Below are 17,515 nucleotides of genomic sequence, written 5' to 3'. Positions count from 1 at the left end.
TGTTTCACGCCGCCGGGGCCGGGCGGGGCGGATCGGCACAGCGCGGACGACCTGCTGGACCACGGCGGACGTGGCGTCCCGCTTCCCGTCGGTCCGGAAGATCGCCTCGCGTGGCCGAGGTGGCCGGGTTGTGGCAGGGTTGCTGGCGTGCCACCCACTCCCGCCGGCCAGTTGGCCGTACCGAACCTGCACCGGGCCGCGCGGATCGAGGACGCCGTGCATTCGCTGGTCGAGCGCCGCCTGCGGCGCACCGGCTGGCGGACGAACGTCATCGCGTACACCGGCTACGGCGCGCCCGGCTGGGTGCGGGTGATGTGCCGGGTGCTGCTGGGCCGGCCGGACACCCGCCAGCGGGGCCGGCTGGAGAAGGTGCGCGGGTGGCGCAGCTTCACCACGCTGCCGGCCAAGCACGTCACGGTGACCATCGAGGCCGGCGGGGCGCGGCACGAGGCGCGCGCCGACCGCAGCGGGTTCGTCGACGCCGTGGTCGAGGCGGACCTGCCGCCCGGCTGGGGCTCGGTGCGGATCAGCCTGCCGGACGCCGAGCCGGTCGAGGCCCCGGTGCGCATCCTCGACCCGGAGGTGCGCTTCGGCATCCTCTCCGACATCGACGACACGGTCATGGTCACCGCGCTGCCCCGCCCGCTGCTCGCCGCCTGGAACACGTTCGTCCTCGACGAGCACGCCCGCAACGCCGTGCCCGGCATGGCGGTGCTCTACGAGCGGCTGGTCACCGCGCACCCGGGCGCCCCGGTCTTCTACCTCTCCACCGGCGCCTGGAACGTGGCGCCGACGCTGACCCGGTTCCTGTCCCGGCACCTCTACCCGGCCGGGCCGCTGCTGTTGACCGACTGGGGGCCGACCGCCGACCGCTGGTTCCGCAGCGGGCGGGAGCACAAGCGGGTCACCCTGGCCCGGCTGGCCAGGGAGTTCCCCGACGTGAAGTGGCTGCTGGTCGGCGACGACGGGCAGCACGACCCGGAGATCTACCGCGAGTTCGCCGCCGCCCACCCGGAGAACGTGGCCGGGGTGGCGATCCGCCGGCTCTCGCCCACGCAGGCGGTGCTGGCCGGTAGCCTGCCCACGCCGGGCGGCGAGTCGTCGGCCGGGCCGGTGGGGCAGAAGTGGCTCTCCGCGCCCGACGGCGCCGGCCTGTGGAAGCTGCTGCGCGACGCCGGCCTGGTCTGACGCCCGGCCCGCACCCCGCCCGCCCCCACGCCGCAGCGGTTCGCCCGGGGCCGGGTGCTCTCGGGGAGGCGCGGACTTCGGTGTTCGACCCGACGCGCAGGCCGATATCGAACCTGTGACAGCCGTGCGTCACGCAGAGTGACCGGTTCCTGCTCCTGGCTGCCCTCGGTCCGTTCCCTTTGCTCTGCAGCCATATCGGCACCAGGCACGCTGCGTCAGCGGTGCCCATGTGGATGCAGAGCAAAGAGAGCGCGGGAGGTGCCGGGGCGGCCGAGCGTGCCGGTGTGAAACGCCTGGCCAGACCAAGCTGTCGCAGTGGAGGCCAGGATCGGAGCCTCGCCGCGCGGGAGACGTCGATCGCGCAGAGTGACACAGGGCGACCTGGCTCGGAGTTGCTCACCGTGGTCGGTGCGCGGGGCTGCGGGGTCTCGTGCGGCTGAGGTCCACCCGGCCGGCTGAAAAGGTGGTGAAGAATACTTGCGCAACAAGCCGGCAACATTGAACATCTTTTCGTGCGCAGAGACTATGGTCGATACCTTTCCGGGCTGGCGCTGGTAGCGGCGCTGGCGCTCGGCGTGGCCGTCCCCACGGGCGCCCCCACCTCCCGGCCCGCCGCGTCGGACACCGTTCCCGTCGCCGTCCAGGCGGCCTGTGTGACCGACCCGGCCACCCCCAAGCGGCAACTGCGCGGCATGTGGATCGCCAGCGTGGCCAACATCGACTGGCCCAGCCGCACCGGGCTCACCCCGGCCGCCCAGCAGGCGGAGTACCGAGGCTGGCTCGACCTGGCCAAGCAGCGGCGGATGAACGCCGTCGTCGTGCAGATCCGCCCCGCCGCCGACGCGTTCTGGCCGTCAACCTACGAGCCCTGGTCGCAGTGGCTCACCGGCACCCAGGGCGGCAACCCGGGTTACGACCCGCTGGCCTTCATGGTGGCCGAGGCGCACGCCCGCAACCTGGAGTTCCACGCGTGGTTCAACCCGTACCGGGTGGCCAACCACACCGACCTGAGCAAGCTGGCGACCAGCCACCCGGCCCGCAAGAACCCGGGCTGGACGGTCGCCTACGGCGGGCACCTCTACTACAACCCCGGCATCCCCGCCGTCCGCGCCTTCGTGCAGGACGCGATGATGGACGCCGTACGCCGCTACGACATCGACGCGGTGCACTGGGACGACTACTTCTACCCGTACCCGGTCAGCGGGGTCGCCTTCCCCGACCAGGCCACCTACGCCCAGTACGGCGCCGGCTTCAGCACCATCGGCGACTGGCGGCGCAACAACGTCAACCTGCTGGTCCGGGAGATGCGCGACAAGATCCGGGCGGCCAAGCCGTGGGTGAAGCTCGGCGTCAGCCCGTTCGGCATCTGGCGCAACGCCGGCACCGACCCGCTCGGCTCGCGCACCACCGGCCTCCAGTCGTACGACGCGATCTACGCCGACACCCGCCGCTGGGTGCGCCAGGGCTGGGTCGACTACATCGCCCCGCAGATCTACTGGCACATCGGCCACCCGGCGGCCGACTACGCGGAGCTGGTGCGCTGGTGGTCCGAGACCGTGACCGGCACCGACGTGCAACTGCTCGTCGGGCAGGCCACCTACCGCGCTGGCGCGACGGGCCAGGACGCCGCCTGGCAGGACCCGGCCGAGCTGACCGACCACCTGACGCTGAACCGCGCCCACCCGCGCGTCGTCGGCGACATCCACTTCAGCGCCAAGGACGTCCGCGCCGACCGCATCGGCGCCGTCTCCCGGGTGGCGACCGACCACTACCGCCGCCCGGCGCTGGCACCGGCCGGGGTGAGCGGCGCCGCGCCCGCCGCACCGAACCTCACCTCGGCCGTCCGCGGCACCGGCGGCGTGACCCTCACCTGGCAGCGCGGCGCCACGGGGAGCACGGCCGCGTACGCGGTGTACCGGCTGCCCGGCGACGGCGCGGTCGACGCCTGCGACCTGGCCGACGCCCGCCACCTGCTCGGCACGGCCCGCGCCTCGGGCACGACCGGGACGTTCACCGACGCCACCGCCGCGGCCGGCTCGACGTACCGCTACCTGGTGACCGCCCTCGACCGGCTGCACCACGAGAGCCCGGCCAGCAACGCGCGGGTGGTCACCGGCACCGGCGGCACGTTCAGCGTGATCGTGGACAACGCCACCGCCGGCGGCTTCACCGCCGCCGCCACTTGGGGCACGTCGTCGTACCTCCCGGCGCGCTACGGCGCCAACTACCGGTTCGCCAACCCGGAGGCGGTCAGCGACCCGGCCTGGTTCAGCGCGACGCTGCCCGCCACCGGCAGCTACCGGGTCGAGGTCTGGTACCCGGCCGACCCCGGTTACAACAGCGCCACGCCGTACCTGGTGGCGACGGCGAACGGCACCGTGACGGCCAGGGTCGACCAGCGCAGCGGCGGCGGGCAGTGGCGGGTGCTGGGCACCTACGACCTCGCCGCCGGGACGCGCCAGGTCGTCGGGGTCAGCCGCTGGACCACCACCCAGGGGTACGTCGTCGCCGACGCGGTGCGGATCACCCGGCTCTGAAGCGATCTGGACTGGGCCTGGGACACGTCATCGCGGTCCCAGGCCCAGCCGCGAAGAGGTCTGTCACACCTTGAGGACGTCCACGTCGTACAGCGCGATCGACGCGTCGCGGGTCACCAGTGTCAGGCCTTCGACGACCGCCTGTGCCACCAGCATCCGGTCGAAGGGATCACGGTGATGGAACGGGAGGCGCCCTGCGGCGACGGCGTGGGCGTGGGTCACGGGCAGTTCGCGGAAGCCCATGTCCCGTACCTGTTCGGCGAGGTCGGCCGGTCCCACGAGTTTCCCGGCGGTCTGCTTGATGGTGATCTCCCAAAGGCTGACCGGGGACAGGAAGATGTCCGGGTCATGGCGCAGCCGCTCGAGGAAGTCCTGGGCGAGGGTGGCGTCGCCGGTGATGGCCCACAGCGCGACGTGGGTGTCCAGGAGCAGGGTCATTCGCCGAGGCCGAAGTCCGCAGCGATCTCAGCGTTGGTGCGTGGCGAGTCCCAGTCGCCCGACAGGTCGACCTGCCCGGCGAGGGAGCCGACGGCGGTGCGGTTGACCCGGCGCACCAGCGGAACGACTCGCGCCACCGGGGTGCCTGCCCGATCGATGATGATTTCCTCGCCACGTTCCACGCGCTCGATGATGCGCGACAAATGAGTCTTCGCATCATGCATGTTGTAGTGCACCGCTTCCGCCGACATTGCTCCCACCTCCCCGGTTAGCTAACAGCTTAGTCCGCTCTTTCCGGCCGTGCCACAGGTTCACGTCCGGGCCCTCAGGCCCGACCGGTACGGTTCCCGGTCCCGTCCCCGACCGGCAGGTGCGGAGGGTCAGTCGCGGCGCAGCCAGAGCACGCCGAGCGGGGGCACCCGCAGCGCCGCCGAGGCGGGCATCCCGTGCCACGGCACGTCCTGCGCGTGGACCGCGCCCAGGTTGCCCACCCCGGACCCGCCGTAGTGGTGGGCGTCGGTGTTGAGCACCTCCGCCCACGTGCCGCCGGCTGGCAGCCCCACCCGGTAGTCCTCCAGCGGCTGGGCGGAGAAGTTCGCCACGCAGACCAGGGTCGCGCCGTCGGGGGCGATCCGGACGAACGAGACGGTGTTGTTGGCGACGTCGTCGCCGGCGATCCAGCGGAAGCCGGCCGGCTCCGTGTCCTGCGCCCACAGCGCCGGCGTGTCCCGGTAGACGCGGTTCAGGTCGCCGACCAGCCGCTGCACCCCGGCCCGGGCCGGGTCGTGCAGCAGGTACCAGTCGAGCCCCCGCTCCTCGCTCCACTCTCGGTCGTCGGCCAGCTCACAGCCCATGAAGATCAGCTGCTTGCCCGGGTGCGCCCACATGTACGCCAGCAGGGCGCGCACGTTCGCCAGCCGCTGCCAGGTGTCGCCGGGCATCTTGCCGGCCAGCGAGCCCTTGCCGTGCACCACCTCGTCGTGGCTGATCGGCAGCACGTAGTTCTCGCTCCAGGCGTACGCCAGGGAGAACGTGAGCTGATGGTGGTGGTGCTGCCGGTAGACCGGGTCCTTCGAGGCGTAGAGCAGGGTGTCGTGCATCCAGCCCATGTTCCACTTGAACCCGAAGCCGAGCCCGCCCGCGTCGGTGGACCGGGTGACCCCCGGCCAGGCGGTCGACTCCTCGGCGATCAGCACCACCCCGGCGTGGTGCTTGTAGACCGTCGCGTTCACCTCCTGCATGAACGCGATGGCCTCCAGGTTCTCCCGGCCGCCGTAGCGGTTGGGCAGCCACTGCCCCTCCTGCCGGGAGTAGTCCAGGTAGAGCATCGAGGCCACCGCGTCCACCCGCAGCCCGTCGGCGTGGAACTGGTCGCACCAGTAGAGCGCGTTGGCGACCAGGAAGTTGCGCACCTCGGGCCGGCCGAAGTCGAAGACGTACGTGCCCCAGTCGGGGTGCTCGCCCCGGCGCGGGTCGGGGTGCTCGTAGAGGGGGGTGCCGTCGAAGCGGGCCAGCGCCCAATCGTCCTTCGGGAAGTGCGCCGGCACCCAGTCCAGGATCACGCCGATCCCGGCGGCGTGCAGCCGGTCGACGAGGTGCCGGAACTCGTCGGGGTCGCCGAACCGGGACGTCGGCGCGTAGTAGCCGGTGACCTGGTAGCCCCAGGAACCGCCGAACGGGTGCTCCATCACGGGCAGGAACTCCACGTGGGTGAAGCCCAGCTCGGTGACGTACGCGGTCAGCTGCTCGGCCAGCTCCCGGTAGCCCAGGCCGGGGCGCCACGAGCCGAGGTGCACCTCGTAGACGCTCATCGGCTCCTGGTGCGGCTGCCGCCGGGCCCGCCGCCGCAGCCAGTCGGCGTCGCCCCACTCGTACGTCGAGTGGTGCACCACCGAGGCGGTGGCCGGCGGCACCTCGGCGTACGCCGCCAGGGGATCGGCCTTGTCCCGCCAGTGCCCGTCGGCGCCCAGGACGCGGTACTTGTAGCGGGCACCCGCCCCGGCGCCCGGGACGAACAGCTCCCACACCCCGCTGCCGCCGAGCGAGCGCATCGGCCAGCCGTCGTCCGGGGCCCAGCCCGCGAAGTCGCCGACCACCCGGACTCCGCGCGCGTTCGGCGCCCACACGGTGAACGCCACGCCCTCGTCGAAGACCCGGGCGCCGAGCGCCTCCCAGAGCCGCTCGTGCCGGCCCTCGGCGATCAGGTGCAGGTCCAGCTCGCCGAGGGTGGGCGGGTAGCGGTACGGGTCGTCGTGGACCCGGCCGTCGACCTCGAGGCGGTAGTCGAGCACCTCGCCCGCCACCGCCGCCTCGAACACCCCGACGTCGTGCACCCGCCGCATGGGATGCCGCTCGCCGTCGACGAGGAGGGCGACGTCGGCGGCGCCCCGACGCAGCGTCCGGACGACCGTCCGCCCGTCGGCCGGGTGCGCGCCGAGGACGGCGTGCGGGTCGTGCGTGGCGCCGGCGATCAGCTTGTCCATCGGGCGTCGTCCTTCTGGGCGGGAGCGGTGGGCGCGGTGCCGCCCGAGAGGTCGTCGGGAACGTCCGTGACGGTCAGGTCCGGCGCCCCGGTCGCCGACGCCGGACCGGCGGCGGGGTCCGGGGTCGGCCGGCGCACGGTCAGCACGTGCGCCGGTTGCAGGTACGGGTCGAGGCGCACGGCGTTGCGCTGCCCCCAGTCGTAGCTGGCGCCGGTCAGCTCGTCGCGCACCGTGAACCGGTCGTGCCAGTCCAGCCCGAGCGCGGGCATGTCCAGCGTGGTGTTGCCCCACTGCACGCCCTGCGGGTCGAACGAGCAGATCACGAGGACCGTGTTGCCCGTGTCCGGGTCGTGCTTGGACCAGCAGAGCAGCGCCGGGTTGTCGATCTCGTGGAAGACCAGGTTGCGCAGCTGGTGCAGGGCCGGGTTCTCCCGGCGCACCCGGTTGAGCACGGCGATGAACGGGGCCAGCGAGCGGCCCTGCGCCTGCGCGCCGGCCCAGTCGCGGGGGCGCAGCTCGTACTTCTCGTTGTCCAGGTACTCCTCCGCGCCGGGGCGGGCGGTGTGCTCGAAGAGCTCGTAGCCGGCGTACATGCCCCAGGAGGGGGAGAGCAGCGCGGCCAGCACCGCCCGGATCTTGAACATCGGCGGGCCGCCGTGCTGCAACGACTCGTGCAGGATGTCCGGCGTGTTCGGCCAGAAGTTCGGCCGCATGTAGTCGGCCGCCTCGACCAGTTCCTCGCAGTACGCCCGCATCTCGGCGGCCGACGTGCGCCAGGTGAAGTAGGTGTACGACTGCGTGAAGCCGACCTTGCCCAGCCCGTGCATGATCGCCGGCCGGGTGAACGCCTCGGCGAGGAAGAGCACGTCCGGGTCGACCTGCTTCACCTCGGCGATCAGCCAGTGCCAGAAGTCGAACGGCTTGGTGTGCGGGTTGTCCACCCGGAAGATCCGGATGCCCTCGCCGACCCAGTGCAGCACCACCCGCAGGACCTCCGCCCGGATGCCCTCCGGGTCGTTGTCGAAGTTCAGCGGGTAGATGTCCTGGTACTTCTTCGGCGGGTTCTCCGCGTACGCGATGCTGCCGTCGGCCCGGGTGGTGAACCACTCCGGGTGCTCGGTCACCCAGGGGTGGTCCGGCGCGCACTGCAACGCCAGGTCCATCGCCACCTCCAGGCCCTGCTCGGCGGCGGCGGTGACGAAGTCCCGGAAGTCCTCCGGCGTACCCAGGTCGGGGTGGATCGCGTCGTGGCCGCCCTCGGCGGCGCCGATCGCCCACGGCGAGCCGACGTCGTCCGGCCCGGCGGTCAGCGCGTTGTTGCGGCCCTTGCGGTTCACCCGGCCGATCGGGTGGATGGGCGGCAGGTAGAGCACGTCGAAGCCCATCGCCGCGACGCCCGGCAGCCGCTCGACGGCGGTGGCGAACGTGCCGGAGCGGGCCGGCGCGTCGACCGTGGCCGGGATCGCCCCCTCCGAGCGCGGGAAGAACTCGTACCAGGCGGAGAAGAGCGCCCGCCGGCGGTCCACCCAGAGCCGGCGCTCCTCGCCGGTGGTGACCAGCTCGCGGACCGGGTGCTCCCAGAGCAGGTCGGCCAGCTCCAGCGCCGGGGCGACCCGCCGGGGCAGCTCCCGCCGCTCGTCGGTCAGCGCCCGCACCGCCGCCGTCACCCGGTCGGCGTCGGCCGCCGGCACCAGCTCGGCCGCGGCCCGCAGCACCCGGGCGCCCTCGGCGAGGTCGTTGGCCAGCTCCTCCGGCCCCTGACCGGCGGCGATCTTCTTGGTGACCGCGTTCTGCCAGGTCAGGTAGGGATCCTGGAACGCCTCGACGGCGAAGACCCACTCGCCGACCGCGTCGGGGCGGATCACGGCGTGCCAGCGGTCCTGCCCCGGCTCGCCGGGGCGCATCCGGGTGAACGGCCGGGCCCGCCCGTCGGGGCCCCGCCAGACCACGTTGCAGCCGAGCGCGTCGTGCCCCTCCCGGTAGGCGCGGGCCGACACCGGCACCGGCTCGTCGACCACCGCCTTGGCCGGGTAGCGACCGCAGGAGACGACGGGGGAGACGTCTTCGATCGGGAACCGTCCAGTCACCCCGCCAACCTACTGTGCGAGATCGGTTCGCGCGCGGCTCAGCCCGTGGCGCCCACCGACCGGTACACCTCCAGCGTCCGCCGGGCGAGCGCGTCCCAGGAGAAGTGCTCGACCGCCCGGCGCCGGCCCGCCAGGCCGAGTTCCTTGGCGCGGCCCGGGTCGGCGAGCACCTCGTTGATCCGCGCCGTGAGGTCGGCGACGAAGCGGCCCGGATCCAGCGGCCGGCCGGAGCCGTCGGTGGCCTGCGCGATGGGGACCAGCAGCCCGGTCTCGCCGTCGGCGACCACCTCGGGGATGCCGCCGGTGGCGGTGGCCACCACCGCCGTCTCGCAGGCCATCGCCTCCAGGTTGACGATGCCCATCGGCTCGTAGACCGAGGGGCAGACGAAGACCGTGGCGTGGGTGAGCACCTGGATCACCTCGTGCTTCGGCAGCATCTCGGCCACCCACACCACGCCCGACCGGTTCGCCCGCAGGTCGCCCACCAGGCCCTCCACCTCGGCGGCGATCTCCGGGGTGTCCGGCGCGCCGGCGAGCAGCACCAGCTGGGTGTCCGGCGGCAGGTCGCGCGCCGCGCGCAGCAGGTAGGGCAGGCCCTTCTGCCGGGTGATCCGCCCCACGTACACCACGCTCGGCCGGGCCGGGTCGATGCCGAGCCGCTCCACCACGTCCGTGCCGTGGTCCGGGGCGTACTGCGCCGTGTCGATGCCGTTGTGCACCACCCGGACCCGGTCGGGGTGCACCGCCGGGTAGGCGGTCAGCACGTCGCGCCGCATCCCCTCGCTGACCGCGATGACCGCGTCGGCGGCCTCGAACGCCGTGCGCTCGCACCAGGAGGAGAGCGCGTAGCCGCCGCCGAGCTGCTCGGCCTTCCAGGGCCGCAGCGGCTCCAGGCTGTGCGCGGTCACCACGTGCGGCACGCCGTGCAGCAGCTTCGCGGCGTGCCCGGCCAGGTTGGCGTACCAGGTGTGGCTGTGCACCACGTCGGTGCCGGCGCACGCCGCCGCCATCTCCAGGTCCACGCCCATCGTCCGCAGCGCGGCGTTCGCGCCGCTCAGGCCCGCCGGTTCGGCGTACGCGGTGACACCCGGCTCGGTGCGCGGCGCGCCGAAGCAGTGCACCCGTACGTCGGCGAGCCGTCGCAGCTCCCGGGCCAGGTACTCGACGTGCACACCGGCGCCGCCATACACCTCCGGCGGGTACTCCCGGGTCAGCAGGTCGACGCGCAGCGGTGCGGATTCCGTCATCCTGCGCACCCTAGTGCAGAAGTGTGCCCGTACGAGTGGTGAAGTCCCACGGGGATGGATAGCGTCTGGACATGGCTGCCAAGGTGCTCGCGATCGTCCTGGCCGGCGGAGAAGGCAAGCGCCTGATGCCGCTCACCACGGACCGGGCCAAGCCGGCCGTCCCGTTCGGCGGGATGTACCGCATGGTCGACTTCGTCCTGTCCAACCTGGCGAACGCCGGCTATCTCAAGATCGTCGTGCTGACCCAGTACAAGTCGCACTCCCTCGACCGGCACATCACCAAGACGTGGCGGATGTCGACCCTGCTCGGCAACTACGTCACACCGGTGCCGGCGCAGCAGCGTCGCGGCCCGTGGTGGTTCGCGGGCTCCGCCGACGCGATCTACCAGAGCTTCAACCTCATCCACGACGAGCAGCCCGACCACGTGATCGTCTTCGGCGCCGACCACATCTACCGGATGGACCCCCGGCAGATGGTGGAGGACCACATCGCCTCCGGCGCCGGCGTGACCGTGGCCGGCATCCGGCAGCCGCTGTCGATGGCCGACCAGTTCGGCGTGATCGAGGTCGGCGAGGACGGCCGGCGGATCCGGGCGTTCCGCGAGAAGCCCACCGACGCGGTCGGCCTGCCCGACGCCCCCGACCAGATCTACGCCTCGATGGGCAACTACGTGTTCAGCACGAAGGCGCTCTGCGAGGCGGTCGAGCGCGACGCGGAGGACAAGACCAGCAAGCACGACATGGGCGGCAGCATCATCCCGATGCTGGTCGAGCGCGGCGAGGCCAACGTCTACGACTTCCGCGACAACGAGGTGCCGGGCAGCACCGACCGTGACCGCGGCTACTGGCGCGACGTGGGGACGCTGGACTCCTTCTACGACGCCCACATGGACCTGATCAACGTGCACCCGGTGTTCAACCTCTACAACTTCGAGTGGCCGATCTACACCGGGCAACTGACCTACCCGCCCGCCAAGTTCGTGCACCAGTGGGGCGAGCGGGTCGGCCGGGCGGTCGCCTCGATGGTCTCGCCCGGCGCGGTGATCTCCGGCTCGCTGGTGGAGAACTCGGTCGTCTCGCCCAAGGTGAAGGTGCACTCCTGGGCGCACGTGGACGGCGCGGTGCTGATGGAGGGGGTCGACATCGGCCGGCACGCGGTCGTGCGCCGGGCCATCCTCGACAAGAACGTGATCGTGCCCGAGGGGGCCGAGATCGGCGTCGACCTGGAGAAGGACCGGCAGCGCTACACCGTCTCCGACAACGGCATCGTGGTGATCGGCAAGGGACAGAAGGTGGAACCGTGAGCAGTCATCCCCGGGCCGGCAAGCCCGCCCAGCCCGCCGACCTGGTCGACGTGCCGCGGCTGGTGACCGCCTACTACGCCGAGCACCCGGATCCGCAGGACCCGGCGCAGCAGGTCTCCTTCGGCACGTCCGGGCACCGCGGGTCGAGCCTGCGCAACGCGTTCAACTCCGACCACATCCTCGCGGTCACCCAGGCGCTCTGCGACTACCGCCGGGAGCGGGGCCTGGACGGGCCGCTCTTCCTCGGCCGGGACACCCACGCGCTCTCCGCCCCGGCCGCGGTCGACGCGCTCGAGGTGCTCGCCGCCAACGAGGTCACGGTGCTGCTCGACAGCCGCGACGGCTACACGCCCACCCCGGCGGTGTCGCACGCCATCCTCGGCCACAACCGGGGGCGCACCAGCGGCCTCGCCGACGGCATCGTCATCACCCCGTCGCACAATCCGCCCGACGACGGCGGCTTCAAGTACAACCCCACCCACGGCGGCCCGGCGGACACCGACGTCACGAGGTGGATCCAGGACCGCGCCAACGCCATCCTCGCCGACGGCCTGAAGGAGGTCCGGCGGATCCCGTACGCCCGGGCCCGCGCCGCCGACACCACCGGGTCGTACGACTTCCTCGCCCGCTACGTCGACGACCTGCCGGCGGCGATCGACGTCGACGCCATCCGCGACGCCGGGGTGCGCATCGGCGCCGACCCGCTCGGCGGCGCGAGCGTGGCCTACTGGGGCGAGATCGCCGAGCGGCACCGGCTGGACCTGACCGTGGTCAACCCGACGGTCGACCCGACCTGGCGGTTCATGACGCTGGACGGCGACGGCAAGATCCGGATGGACTGCTCCTCGCCGAACGCGATGGCCTCCCTGATCGCCGCCCGCGCCGACTACCAGGTCTCCACCGGCAACGACGCCGACGCCGACCGGCACGGCATCGTCACCCCCGACGGCGGCCTGATGAACCCCAACCACTACCTCGCGGTGGCGATCGCCCACCTGTTCCGGACCCGGACGCAGTGGGGACCGGCCGCCGCGGTGGGCAAGACCCTGGTCTCCTCCTCGATGATCGACCGGGTCGCCGCCGACCTGGGCCGCCCGCTGCTGGAGGTGCCGGTCGGCTTCAAGTGGTTCGTCCCGGGGCTGCTCGACGGCGCGGTCGGCTTCGGCGGCGAGGAGAGCGCCGGCGCGTCCTTCCTGCGCCGCGACGGGGGCACCTGGACCACCGACAAGGACGGCATCCTGCTCTGCCTGCTCGCCGCCGAGATCATCGCGACGACGGGCCGCACCCCCAGCCAGCACTGGGCGGAGCTGGCCGAGCGCTTCGGCGCGCCCGCGTACGCCCGCATCGACGCGCCGGCGACCCGGGAGGAGAAGGCCGTGCTCGGCAAGCTCTCGCCGGAGCAGGTGACCGCGACCGAGTTGGCCGGCGAGCCGATCACCGCGACCCTCACCACCGCACCGGGCAACGACGCGCCGATCGGCGGGCTCAAGGTGACGACGGAGTCCGGCTGGTTCGCCGCCCGGCCGTCGGGCACCGAGGACGTCTACAAGATCTACGCCGAGTCCTTCCAGGGCCCGGAGCACCTGGCCCGGATCCAGCAGGAGGCGAAGGACCTGGTCTCGGAGGTTCTCCGGCGGGCCTGAGCACCTGGCCCGCCTCCCACCGGAGCCGACACCGGTGCACGGCCTGCGGGTCAGCGGGGCGGGGGTAGCTCGCGGCGGTTGAGCCTCTCCCGCAGGCCCTCCGGCAGCAGCTCGCGGAGCTGCTCGGGCAGCAGCGGCAGGTCCAGCAGGCTCAGCTTCAGCTGGTTGCGTTCCTGGTAGCGGCGCGGATCCAGGCGGACGACCAGGCCGGCGTCCCGCCGGTAGCTGATCTGTACGACACCCTCCGTCGCGGCGTCCCGGATGACCACGCCGTCCACCTCCACCGCCACCGGGCCGGAGCCCTCGCGCAGTTCCAGGCGGACCGTCTCGTGGGGGGAGAGCACCAGCGCACGGGAGATGCCGGCCATCGGGGCGGACGGGGTCACCACCACCGCCTCGGTGGCCGGCGAGACGAGCGGGCCGCCGGCGGCGTAGCTGTAGGCGGTCGAGCCGGTCGGGGTGCTGACCACCAGCGCGTCGCAGCGGTAGTAGCCGTACTGCTGCCCGTCGACCGCGAGGGAGGCGCTGACGAAGCCGGAACCGGGCTGGCGGATCAGCGCGATGTCGTTGAATGCGACGAGGTCGTCCCCGCAGACGTCGCAGGCCAGGCAGCTGTGGTTCTCCACCGTGAAGTCGTGCGCCACCAGTCGGTCCAGGGCCCTCGGCAGCTCCGGCGGCTCCACCTCGACGAGGAAGCCGAGCTTGCCGACGTGCACGCCGAGCACCGGCTTCGGATCGTGCACGGCCGACCGCAGCGCGCCGAGCATCGTCCCGTCGCCGCCGATGGCGATGAGCGCGTCCGACCGGACGGCCACCTCGCCCACCGGCAGCGGCTCGACCGTGGCCGGCACGCGGTGCCGGTCCTCGGCCCGTACGGCCAGGGAGATCTGGTGCCGGGCGGCCCAGGTCACGATGGTGTCGACCACCGCGGAGACGTCCCGGGTGGGGTGCAGCACCAGCCCGAGCCGGCTCCGGTCCATACCTACAGCTCACCACATCCCGGGGCGCCGGGACGGGCATACCGCGAGGCGGCCTGGCTGCCGGCGACGTGCCACTTCGTCACGTCCGGGGCCTTCCGCGTGACGCGTCGGTGCGCGGGTCGTTGGTGGAGACGGGCGCGGGTCCGCAGGGGCCCGGCGCCCCGTGCCCGCGCGCAGGTGGCGCGCCGGGCGGGAGCCACGAGGAGGACCTTTGAAGATCGTCGTTACCGGTGGTGCCGGTTTCATCGGCGCCAACCTGGTGCGCGCCCTGGCCGACGCGCCGGCCGTCAGCGAGATCGTGGCGGTGGACGACCTCTCCACCGGGTCGCTGGACAACCTCCTCGACCTGCCCGTCCGGCTGTTCACCGGGACGATCCTCGACCCCGACCTGCTCGACGAGGCGGTCAGCGGGGCGGCCAGCGTCGTCCACCTCGGCGCCCTCGGCTCGGTGCCCCGCTCCATCGACGACCCGCTGCGCAGCCACCACGCCAACGCCACCGGCACCCTCAGCGTGCTGGAGGCGGTCCGTCGCCACGGGGTCCCCCACGTGGTGGTCGCCTCGTCGTCGTCCGTCTACGGCGCCAACCCCGTCCTGCCCCGCCAGGAGACGCTGCGGCCGATGCCGGTGAGCCCGTACGCGGTCTCCAAGCTGGCGACCGAGGCCTACACGCTGGCGTACGCCTCCTGCTACGGCATCGGGGTGCTGCCGTTCCGATTCTTCAACGTCTACGGCCCCCGCCAGGCCGCCGGGCACGCGTACGCCGCCGTGGTGCCGAGGTTCGTCTCGGCGGCGCTGGAGGGCCGGCCGCTCCAGGTGCACGGCGACGGCACCCAGACCCGGGACTTCACCTACGTCGGCAGCGTCACCGACGTGATCGTCGACGCGGTGCTGCGTCGCGTCTGCGCCCCGGACGTGGTGAACCTCGCCTTCGGCGAGCGGATCTCGCTGCTGGGGCTGATCGCGGAGCTGGAAGAGGTGCTCGGCCGCCGGCTCGAGGTGGTGCACGGCTCCCCGCGGGCGGGCGACGTGCGGGACTCGCAGGCAAACTGCACACGACTGCTCGAGCTGTTTCCCTCGGTGCGCCGGTATTCGTTGCGCGCCGGCCTCGAGGCGACCGTCGGCTGGATGTCGGACCGTGTGCTCGTCGAGCCGTGACCCCTTGCCTGGCTGCTCGGGCGACCGTCAGCCGACGGGTCCGTCGGAACGGACACGACGATGACCGGCGCGGCAACCTGGATCGCCTACGTGGGACCGTTCCGCTTTCCCTGGGGCGAGCCGGGCTCGCGGCGCGTCCTCGGCCTGGCGCAGTCGATGGCGGCGGCCGGCCGCGACGTCGTCGTGGTCAGCGGCGAGAGCGGACCGACGACGCCCGTCACCGTCAGCGCGGCGTCCGGGGCAGGCACGTTGCGGCACGTCGGCGCGGGGGAGCGGCCCCCGGCTGGCGCCAGCATGGTGTCGAAGGCGGTCCAGCTGGTCGTCCGCCTCGGTGAGCGGACCGTACGGTGGCTCGACGAACAGCCCACGCGCCCGGAGTGCGTCGTCGTCTACGGCGGCGGAGCCCAGTACATGGCCCGCGTGGGCCGGTGGTGCCGCCGCAACGGCGTCGCGTTGGTCGCGGACGTCGTGGAGTGGTACGCCCCGCACCAGATGCCGGGCGGGGCACTCGGGCCACCGCACCTGAGCGCGAAGCTCGCCCTGCGGCACCACTATCCCCGCTGCCAGGGCATCATCGCGATCAGTTCCCTGCTGGAGCGCCACTATCGCGCACGCGGCTGCCGGGTTCTGCTGGTGCCGCCGACCCTGGACGTGTTCGAGGTGAAGCCGGGCGGCCGTGCGGTCACCACGCAGGCTGGCCCGCTCGACGTCGTGTACTTCGGGACACCGGGTCGCAAGGATCTCCTGACGCCGATCATCCGCGCGACTGACGCGGTCAGCCGCAGCACGCCGGTCATCCTCTCGGTCTACGGACCCAGCGCCGAGCAGGTCCGTGACCTGGTCGGCGGCGCACACCTCCCGTCGTCGGTACGAGTGCCCGGCCGGGTGCCGCAGCAGGACGTCGAGGACATCGTCCGGAACGCGGATTTCAGCGTCCTGGTCCGGCCGTCCGAGCGGTTCACGCACGCCGGCTTTCCTACCAAGTTCGTGGAGAGTCTCGCCTGCGGCACTCCCGTGATCGCCAACCTGACCAGCGACATCGGTCGTTACCTCCAGGACGGCCGGCAGGGGTTCGTCTGCGCCGACCACAGCAGCGCCGAGCTTGAGCGTGTGTTGCGGCGTGCGGCAATGCTGCCCCGGCCACAGCAGGAGGAGATGCGGGAGGCGGCGAGGGCCACCGCCGAGTCGTCCTTCGACTACCGACGGTATGCCCAGCCCGTCGCCGGATTCCTCGATTCGCTTCGCGGGCGGCGGTAGGCGCTCGGGTGGGGCCACAGGCGCGGCAGCTGTACGGACACGTCGATCGCGGGGAGACGACACCACATGACGACCATCGCCCGTTCGGCGGCACTCCGGACCGGATCACCACGCCGGCAGGACGGCAACTGCTTCGACCTGCTCCGACTGCTGGCGGCACTTGCGGTCGTGGTTCAGCACACCGTCGAGCACACCGGCAGTCGCTTCCTGTGGTACGAGCCGGGCAGCGGCAGGTGGTTCGGCGACGGCGTCGCCGTGTTCTTCGTCATCAGTGGCGGGTTGGTCTTCTCCTCGGCCTTGAGGTGTCAGCAGAGCGGTCGGGGCTGGACGGAGTACTTCCGCAACAGGCTTCTCCGTATCGCTCCGGCCATCCACGTCTATCTGCTGGTGATGACCGGCTTCCTGCTGACCGTCGGCGTCGTGGGCGTCCGGTCGCTTGCCGACGTCCAGTTCGCGGGCTGGTTCGCCAGCACCCTGCTCCTGGTGCCGGTCTACCATCCGGCGCTCTTCGGTGACTTCGGGACGGGGGTGGTCAACGGCAGCCTCTGGACGATCCCTGCCGAGATCGGCTTCTACCTGATCGTGCCGGCCCTGGTGCTGGTGGCCGTCCGCCGGTCGTTCCGGACGATGATGTACGGCGCGCTCGTGGTCGCCGCGGCCGGCGGTGGCCTGTACGCCTGGTCGCTGAGTGGCGGCGACAACCAGATGGCACGGCTGCTCGGCGTCTCCGTCCTACCGTGGCTCGGCTACTTCCTGCTCGGTGTCATGTGGTCGCGATCCTGGCACCTGGCACCTCGATCCGGCGCGGTGGCCCTCGCCGCGCTCTGCGGGTACGGCGCACTCACCTGGGCCCAGCATCTCACCGGCCCGTCCGGCCGGGTGCTGCTCGGCGTACTGGCCGGTGTTCCCCTCTCCTACCTGGTGTTCTGGGTGGGACACCGAGGACCCGCGGTCCTTCAGGGGCTGACAGCCCGCATCGGCGACCTCAGCTTCGGGGCCTACATCTGGCACATGCCTCTCGTCAATGTCTTCATCTGGGCCGGCCGCGATCACTGGCCGGTGCGGGGCACCCCGTTGGTCGTCCTGGTGGTCACGCTCACGCTGGGCTGCGCCGTCGCCTCGTGGCACTTGGTGGAGAAGCCGGCCCTGCGTTTCAAGCGTTACTCAGTCAGGGCCACATGAGCGGGCGGCCGCG

Annotated in this window: 13 protein-coding genes; 7 read left to right on the top strand and 6 right to left on the bottom strand. The window is 72.3% G+C overall.

The annotated features are described in order from the left end of the window. Positions 1 to 147 precede the first annotated feature (147 nt). Together AB0G08_RS14565 and AB0G08_RS14560 are read left to right on the top strand one after the other, a co-directional pair. Positions 148 to 1,188 (top strand): phosphatase domain-containing protein, encoded by a 1,041-nt coding sequence (locus AB0G08_RS14565; RefSeq protein WP_358087319.1) that lies wholly within the window; start codon positions 148 to 150, stop codon positions 1,186 to 1,188. A gap of 512 nt (positions 1,189 to 1,700) precedes the next feature. Further along, positions 1,701 to 3,725, top strand: a complete 2,025-nt coding sequence (locus tag AB0G08_RS14560) for a family 10 glycosylhydrolase (protein ID WP_358087317.1) — start codon at positions 1,701 to 1,703, stop codon at positions 3,723 to 3,725. Positions 3,726 to 3,788: 63 nt separating this feature from the next. On the opposite strand, the gene AB0G08_RS14555 is transcribed toward AB0G08_RS14560, so the two are convergent. The 5 genes from AB0G08_RS14555 to glgA all read right to left on the bottom strand — a co-directional run bounded on the left by AB0G08_RS14555 (position 3,789) and on the right by glgA (position 9,980). Beyond that, positions 3,789 to 4,163, bottom strand: coding sequence for a type II toxin-antitoxin system VapC family toxin (locus tag AB0G08_RS14555; RefSeq protein ID WP_358087315.1), 375 nt, complete (start codon positions 4,161 to 4,163; stop codon positions 3,789 to 3,791). Then, positions 4,160 to 4,414, bottom strand: a complete 255-nt coding sequence (locus AB0G08_RS14550; RefSeq protein WP_357871637.1) for a type II toxin-antitoxin system prevent-host-death family antitoxin — start codon at positions 4,412 to 4,414, stop codon at positions 4,160 to 4,162. Before AB0G08_RS14550 ends, AB0G08_RS14555 begins: the two co-directional genes overlap by 4 nt. 129 nt (positions 4,415 to 4,543) lie before the next feature. Continuing rightward, positions 4,544 to 6,646: a 1,4-alpha-glucan branching protein GlgB gene (glgB, locus tag AB0G08_RS14545; RefSeq protein ID WP_358087314.1), complete on the bottom strand. Its 2,103-nt coding sequence runs from the start codon at positions 6,644 to 6,646 to the stop codon at positions 4,544 to 4,546. Continuing rightward, on the bottom strand, positions 6,634 to 8,733 hold the full coding sequence (locus AB0G08_RS14540; protein WP_358087312.1) for a maltotransferase domain-containing protein: 2,100 nt from the start codon (positions 8,731 to 8,733) through the stop codon (positions 6,634 to 6,636). Before AB0G08_RS14540 ends, glgB begins: the two co-directional genes overlap by 13 nt. Positions 8,734 to 8,771: 38 nt before the next feature. Next, positions 8,772 to 9,980 (bottom strand): glycogen synthase, encoded by a 1,209-nt coding sequence (glgA, locus tag AB0G08_RS14535; protein ID WP_358087310.1) that lies wholly within the window; start codon positions 9,978 to 9,980, stop codon positions 8,772 to 8,774. A 71-nt stretch (positions 9,981 to 10,051) separates the two neighbouring features. Here glgA and glgC point away from each other — a divergent pair, with 71 nt between their 5' ends. Together glgC and pgm are read left to right on the top strand one after the other, a co-directional pair. Then, a complete protein-coding gene (glgC, locus tag AB0G08_RS14530) occupies positions 10,052 to 11,284 on the top strand; it encodes a glucose-1-phosphate adenylyltransferase (RefSeq protein WP_101409073.1) in 1,233 nt (410 codons plus the stop codon). Continuing rightward, complete coding sequence (gene pgm / locus AB0G08_RS14525; protein WP_358087308.1) at positions 11,281 to 12,927, top strand: phosphoglucomutase (alpha-D-glucose-1,6-bisphosphate-dependent); 1,647 nt, start codon at positions 11,281 to 11,283, stop codon at positions 12,925 to 12,927. Before glgC ends, pgm begins: the two co-directional genes overlap by 4 nt. A 50-nt stretch (positions 12,928 to 12,977) precedes the next feature. Here pgm and AB0G08_RS14520 read toward each other — a convergent pair whose 3' ends face one another. Then, a complete protein-coding gene (locus tag AB0G08_RS14520; protein ID WP_358087306.1) occupies positions 12,978 to 13,907 on the bottom strand; it encodes an NAD(+)/NADH kinase in 930 nt (309 codons plus the stop codon). Between the two features lie 211 nt (positions 13,908 to 14,118). Between AB0G08_RS14520 and AB0G08_RS14515 the strand changes: the two genes are divergently transcribed. The 3 genes from AB0G08_RS14515 (at position 14,119) to AB0G08_RS14505 (ending at position 17,502) form a co-directional block, all read left to right on the top strand. Beyond that, on the top strand, positions 14,119 to 15,063 hold the full coding sequence (locus AB0G08_RS14515; protein WP_358087304.1) for an NAD-dependent epimerase/dehydratase family protein: 945 nt from the start codon (positions 14,119 to 14,121) through the stop codon (positions 15,061 to 15,063). Between the two features lie 60 nt (positions 15,064 to 15,123). Then, positions 15,124 to 16,320, top strand: coding sequence for a glycosyltransferase (locus AB0G08_RS14510; RefSeq protein WP_358087302.1), 1,197 nt, complete (start codon positions 15,124 to 15,126; stop codon positions 16,318 to 16,320). Between the two features lie 66 nt (positions 16,321 to 16,386). Next, the gene (locus tag AB0G08_RS14505; RefSeq protein ID WP_358087300.1) at positions 16,387 to 17,502 is read left to right on the top strand and encodes an acyltransferase; all 1,116 of its coding nucleotides are present in this window, start codon (positions 16,387 to 16,389) and stop codon (positions 17,500 to 17,502) included. The last annotated feature ends 13 nt before the right edge of the window (positions 17,503 to 17,515 follow it).

This window comes from Micromonospora sp. NPDC023644, assembly GCF_040640115.1.
Taxonomy (GTDB): domain Bacteria; phylum Actinomycetota; class Actinomycetes; order Mycobacteriales; family Micromonosporaceae; genus Micromonospora.
The sequence above is the reverse complement of the archived record's forward strand: the minus strand, read 5'-3'. Positions and strand labels throughout refer to the sequence as shown.

Coding starts and splice junctions, on each gene's coding strand:
- glgB (WP_358087314.1), bottom strand. CDS start 6,646: ATGGACAAGCTGATCGCCGGCGCCACGCACGACCCGCACGCCGTCCTC.
- AB0G08_RS14555 (WP_358087315.1), bottom strand. CDS start 4,163: ATGACCCTGCTCCTGGACACCCACGTCGCGCTGTGGGCCATCACCGGC.
- AB0G08_RS14550 (WP_357871637.1), bottom strand. CDS start 4,414: ATGTCGGCGGAAGCGGTGCACTACAACATGCATGATGCGAAGACTCAT.
- AB0G08_RS14505 (WP_358087300.1), top strand. CDS start 16,387: ATGACGACCATCGCCCGTTCGGCGGCACTCCGGACCGGATCACCACGC.
- glgC (WP_101409073.1), top strand. CDS start 10,052: ATGGCTGCCAAGGTGCTCGCGATCGTCCTGGCCGGCGGAGAAGGCAAG.
- AB0G08_RS14520 (WP_358087306.1), bottom strand. CDS start 13,907: ATGGACCGGAGCCGGCTCGGGCTGGTGCTGCACCCCACCCGGGACGTC.
- glgA (WP_358087310.1), bottom strand. CDS start 9,980: ATGACGGAATCCGCACCGCTGCGCGTCGACCTGCTGACCCGGGAGTAC.
- AB0G08_RS14510 (WP_358087302.1), top strand. CDS start 15,124: ATGACCGGCGCGGCAACCTGGATCGCCTACGTGGGACCGTTCCGCTTT.